General features: G+C 70.6%; 6 protein-coding genes. 2 read left to right on the top strand and 4 right to left on the bottom strand.

Going from position 1 to position 4,739, the window contains the following annotated elements; all coding sequences use genetic code 11:
* Positions 1-250: DUF732 domain-containing protein (locus HMPREF3086_RS15190; RefSeq protein WP_141764119.1), on the top strand; the 250-nt coding region annotated here is incomplete at its 5' end.
* A gap of 38 nt (positions 251-288) precedes the next feature.
* On the opposite strand, the gene HMPREF3086_RS15185 is transcribed toward HMPREF3086_RS15190, so the two are convergent.
* The 3 genes from HMPREF3086_RS15185 to glnA all read right to left on the bottom strand — a co-directional run bounded on the left by HMPREF3086_RS15185 (position 289) and on the right by glnA (position 3,172).
* On the bottom strand, positions 289-1,119 hold the full coding sequence (locus HMPREF3086_RS15185; protein WP_070722742.1) for a DUF1206 domain-containing protein: 831 nt from the start codon (positions 1,117-1,119) through the stop codon (positions 289-291).
* Positions 1,120-1,165: 46 nt separating this feature from the next.
* Positions 1,166-1,576: a hypothetical protein gene (locus HMPREF3086_RS15180; protein ID WP_070722739.1), complete on the bottom strand. Its 411-nt coding sequence runs from the start codon at positions 1,574-1,576 to the stop codon at positions 1,166-1,168.
* Between the two features lie 162 nt (positions 1,577-1,738).
* Positions 1,739-3,172, bottom strand: a complete 1,434-nt coding sequence (glnA, locus tag HMPREF3086_RS15175; RefSeq protein ID WP_070722738.1) for a type I glutamate--ammonia ligase — start codon at positions 3,170-3,172, stop codon at positions 1,739-1,741.
* A 219-nt stretch (positions 3,173-3,391) separates the two neighbouring features.
* On the opposite strand from glnA, the gene HMPREF3086_RS15170 reads away from it, so the two are divergent.
* Positions 3,392-3,877, top strand: coding sequence for an RDD family protein (locus tag HMPREF3086_RS15170; RefSeq protein ID WP_070722736.1), 486 nt, complete (start codon positions 3,392-3,394; stop codon positions 3,875-3,877).
* A 3-nt stretch (positions 3,878-3,880) separates the two neighbouring features.
* On the opposite strand, the gene HMPREF3086_RS15165 is transcribed toward HMPREF3086_RS15170, so the two are convergent.
* Positions 3,881-4,636, bottom strand: a complete 756-nt coding sequence (locus HMPREF3086_RS15165; RefSeq protein WP_070722734.1) for a DUF4191 domain-containing protein — start codon at positions 4,634-4,636, stop codon at positions 3,881-3,883.
* Positions 4,637-4,739: the final 103 nt, after the last annotated feature.

Raw genomic sequence — 4,739 nt, 5'->3', positions numbered from 1 at the left:
GGCCCAGCCCGCCTCGGGCGCCGGCGACTTCGTGGCGCTGCTCGAGCGTCGCGGGGTGACGCTGCCCGCGGGCGTGGACCCGGTCGCCACGGCCACGGAGGCGTGCGGCCGTTTCGACGGGGGGCAGCAGATGGACGAGGTGTCCGGCTGGCTCGGCGAGCGCGCCGGGCTCGATCCGGACGGGCAGGGCTTCTTCCTCGGCGCTGCGGTCGGGACCTACTGTCCGCAGAACTTCCCCAAGCTGGGCTGAGGCCGGCCGCCCGGTGGCGGGGCGCCGCCCGCGGGGGGTCACATGCGGGCGAACCTGGCCCGCGCGATCGAGTAGACGCCGAACAGGGCGATGCCCGCGCCGGTGAGGACGAGCAGCACCTGGCCGAAGGGCTGGTCGCCGACCGTGCGCAGCGCGGCGTCCAGCCCGCCGGCCTTCTCGGGGTCCGCGGTGACGACGGCCGCGATCACCAGTCCGCCGAGGATCGCCAGCGCCACGCCCTTGGCGACGTACCCCACCCGCCCCGCGATGATGACCGCGCGGCCGACCCGACCTCGGCCGGTGCGCTCGAGGTCCTCGACGAACTTCGCGGTCGCGCCCTTGTACACGTGGTAGCCGCCCACGCCGAGCAGGACGAGGCCCACGACCACCAGCGCCACCTTCCCGACGCCCGAACCCAGCAGACCCGCCGTGGCACCGGAGGCGGTCTCCGAGTCCGACCCGCCACCGCCGGACGCGAACCGTGCGGTGGTCAGCCCCAGGGCCACGTAGACGGCTGCCTTCGCGCCGGCCTTGAGCCGGTCGGACGCCTCCTCGGACCCCAGCAGGACCTCGACGACCTGCCACAGGCCCAGCGCGAGGAACGCGACGGCTCCCGCCCACAGCATCACCCGCCCGCCGGGCGCGGCGGCGATCTGGGCGAGCGCTCCGGAGTTGGAGGCCTCGCCGCCGCCGGAACCCAGCGCGATCCGCACGGCGATCCAGCCGATGAGGAGGTGCACCACGCCGTTCATCACGAAGCCCGCGCGGGCCAGCCACTCGAGCGCCGGGTGGTCGACGGCGGATCGGGCGGCGCCGGACGCGGACCGCGCGGTGCCGGGGGCGGAACGGGAACGCAGCGGCGAGTTCATGGGCGGATTCTCCCACGCTGACGGGCGCTTTCCATCCGGTCGCCGGTCACCACTCGATCTCGCCGAGGACCTCGTTGCGGCGCCGCAGTTCGGCCACGCGCAGTTCGGCCGCGCGGTGCTCTTCCATGCGTCGTCGCGCCTGCTCGGCCAGGGCGTCCGCCTCGGCCTCGGCGAGCAGCAACTGCAGGCGGTCCTTCTGCTCCCGGAGGGTCTCCACGGACGTGTCCATGGCGATGAGCTTGCGGGAACCGGCCGTGGCGTGGAGGAAGGGGTTGCGTTCGAGGATGAGGCGGGCCTCCTCGGGGTCCAGCACCCGCGAGAGCTTGAGCAGGACCGGGTAGCCCTGACCGTCGCTGTCGGCGTCGGGATCGTGTTCGGGGTCCAGGGCGGCGGCGACCACCTTGAGCGGCCTGGCCCGCGGGGAGGCGCTGCGGAAGTCGAAAGCGTCCGTGTCCATGGTGATCCCGGCTCCTTCCCGGCCCACCGCCCGGTGGCGATCCGGGCGACCAGTGCTACCTGGCACAACCGTAAACGCCCCGGCCGTGGGGCCGGGGCGTTTCGGGTTTCCGGGGCTACGGACTCCGGATCATGCAGGGCCGGCGATCAGATCGCCGGGCGCTCAGCAGTCGTAGTAGAGCTCGAACTCGTGCGGGTGCGGCCGCAGGTTGACCGGGGCGATCTCCTTCTCCCGCTTGTACGAGATCCAGTTCTCGATGAGGTCCTCGGTGAACACGCCGCCCTCGGTGAGGTACTCGTGGTCCTGCTCGAGGCGGTCGATCACCGCGGGCAGGGAGGTGGGCGCCTGCGGGATGTCCGCGGCCTCCTCCGGCGGCAGCTCGTAGAGGTCCTTGTCGACCGGAGCCATCGGCTCGATCTTGTTCTTCACGCCGTCCAGGCCGGCCATCATCATCGCGGCGAACGCGAAGTACGGGTTACCGGAGGAGTCGGGGCAGCGGAACTCGATGCGCTTGGCCTTGGGGTTGTTGCCCGTGATCGGGATGCGCACGCAGGCCGAGCGGTTGCGCTGCGAGTACACGAGGTTGATGGGCGCCTCGTAGCCGGGCACGAGCCGGTGGTACGAGTTGATCGTCGGGTTGGTGAACGCCAGCAGCGACGGCGCGTGGTGCAGGATGCCGCCGATGTAGTAGCGCGCGATGTCCGACAGTCCGGCGTAGCCCGACTCGTCGTGGAACAGCGGCTGGCCGTCCTTCCACAGCGACTGGTGGGCGTGCATGCCCGAGCCGTTGTCGCCGAAGAGGGGCTTGGGCATGAAGGTGGCGGACTTGCCGTTCTTCCACGCGGTGTTTTTGACGATGTACTTGAACAGCTGGACGTCGTCCGCGGCGTGCAGCAGGGTGTTGAACTTGTAGTTGATCTCCTGCTGGGCACTCGCGACCTCGTGGTGGAAGCGCTCGAGCTCGAAGCCGGCGTTCGTGAGGTTGGTGGACATCTCGTCACGCAGGTCGACGAAGTGGTCGTACGGGGCGACCGGGAAGTACCCGCCCTTCTCGCGGACCTTGTAGCCGAGGTTGGCTGAGCCGTCGGCCTCGGAGCCCGCGCCGCTGTTCCAGTGGCCGGCGCTCGAGTCGACCTCGTAGAAGCCGTGGTTGGTGCCGGAGCCGTAGCGGACGGAATCGAAGATGAAGAACTCGGCCTCGGCGCCGAAGAAGCACGTGTCGGCGATACCGGTGGAGATCAGGTACTCCTCGGCCTTACGGGCGACGTTGCGCGGGTCGCGGCTGTAGGCCTCACGGGTGAACGGGTCGTGGACGAAGCAGCTGACGTTGAGCGTCTTGGCCCGGCGGAACGGGTCCAGGCGCGCGGTGGCGACGTCCGGGAGGAGCATCATGTCCGACTCGTGGATGGACTGGAAACCCCGGATGGAGGAGCCGTCGAAGGCCAGGCCGTCCTCGAACACGTCCTCGTCGAACGCCGCTGCGGCGATCGTGAAGTGCTGCTCGTTGCCCGGCAGGTCGGTGAACCGGATGTCGACGTACTCGACGCCCTCGTCCTTGATGAACTTGATGACCTCGTCCGGAGTGGAGAATGCCACGATTCGCTCCTCGTCTCTTCAAGTGCGACGGGCGACCGGTGTCTCCCGTCGTGCGGTGACCTCACGATATGGGCGAGGTGTTGCCCGGCCGTCAAGCGAATGTTTCGCCGGTGTTACACGAGACAGCCGGGGGTGTCCCTCCCAATGGGGCAAGCCTAGTCGTGCGGGGCGGGGGTCGCCGACATGAGGAACGGCAGGTCGCCGGGCTACGCTGGCCCCATGCGTGATGTAGCGGGATCGTGGCTGTCCGGACCCACCGCCGGCAGCGGGCCGGAGCAGAAGTTCAAGGGCGAGAACCTCGGTCTGCCGGAGTCCGGCCCCGGCTCGATGGCCCCGCTCGGCGTCCGTTTCGGAGCCCTCGTCGTCGACTGGTTCCTGGCCTACGGACTGGTGGCCGCGGTCGTGTCCGTGGCCGGGCCCGGTGTGCTGGGCGGTGACTCGTTCGCGGCGGTGTCCAGTTGGGCGGTGCCGTTGGTGTGGGGCGTGATCGGCGTGGTCTGCGTCTGGCTTTTCGCGCAGACCCCGGGCCAGGCGGTGCTCGGGATCGGCACCGCCCGGGTGGACGCGGAGGAGCGCGTCGGCTTCGTCCGCTCGCTGGTGCGGGTGGTGTTCATCTTCTTCCTGCTGCCCCCGCTGATCCAGGACGAGGACGGCCGCGGCATGCACGACCGCGCCACCGGCACGGCGCTCATCCGCTCCCGCTGAGCATCAGCCCCGACGGCGGGCGCTGCGCTGGATGTTGCGGACCTTCGCGCCCTGGGGGACCGGGCCCTTGGGCATCTGGTTCTGCACGCCGGTCTTGGTGCTCAGGGCCCGCAGACGGGTGTCGAGGGCGTCGACCTTGGCGCGGCTGATGTTCATCGGGTATCGGGTGAGACGCCGGTTGAGCTTGCGCAGCGGCACCTGCTCCGGGGTGGCGTCGGCGTCGTCGCCCACGATCAGTTCGTAGATCGGGGTGTCGCCCACGACGCGGGCCACCTTCTTCTTCTCCTGGGTCATGAGCGGCCTGAGCCGGTGCGGCTGGCCCTCGCCCACGAGCACGATCCCACAGCGGCCGACCACGCGGTGGACGGCGTCGAAGCTGGTGGTGGCGGCGACGGCCTGGTTGACCCGCCATCCCGACCGCAGCTGGTCCAGCGCCCACGCGGCGGCACCCGGCTGGCCCTCGGCCTTGCCGTACACGGTGTTCTGCACGCGCCGCGAGAACACGACCATCGCGAGCATGAGGCCCACGAGCACGCCCAGGGGCAGCATCCACCACTCGCCGCCCCAGAGGGTGCCGAGGAGGAAGAAGACGACCGTCGCGAGCACGAGCGCGCCGATCATCAGCGGCCACAGGAGCTTGTCCTGCTTGGACTGGATCTTCAGCGCCTGCCACATCTGGCCGCGCTGCTCCTTGCCCGCCGCGCGCCGTGCGGCCCGGGCCGCCTTCTTGTCCGCCTTGCTGACCTCGCTCTTCGCCATACCCCCCAGGATACGTGGCGTGGGGCGCGGTCAGAGAACCGCGCCGCCCTCGCCCCGAGCGTGACGGGGCGAGGGCGGCGGGAGGAGCGCGGCGGGTGCGGCG

The organism is Dietzia sp. HMSC21D01 (genome assembly GCF_001815995.1).
Classification (GTDB): domain Bacteria; phylum Actinomycetota; class Actinomycetes; order Mycobacteriales; family Mycobacteriaceae; genus Dietzia; species Dietzia cinnamea.
Note: the sequence above shows the minus strand (reverse complement) of the source record. Positions and strands in the feature narration are given on the sequence as shown.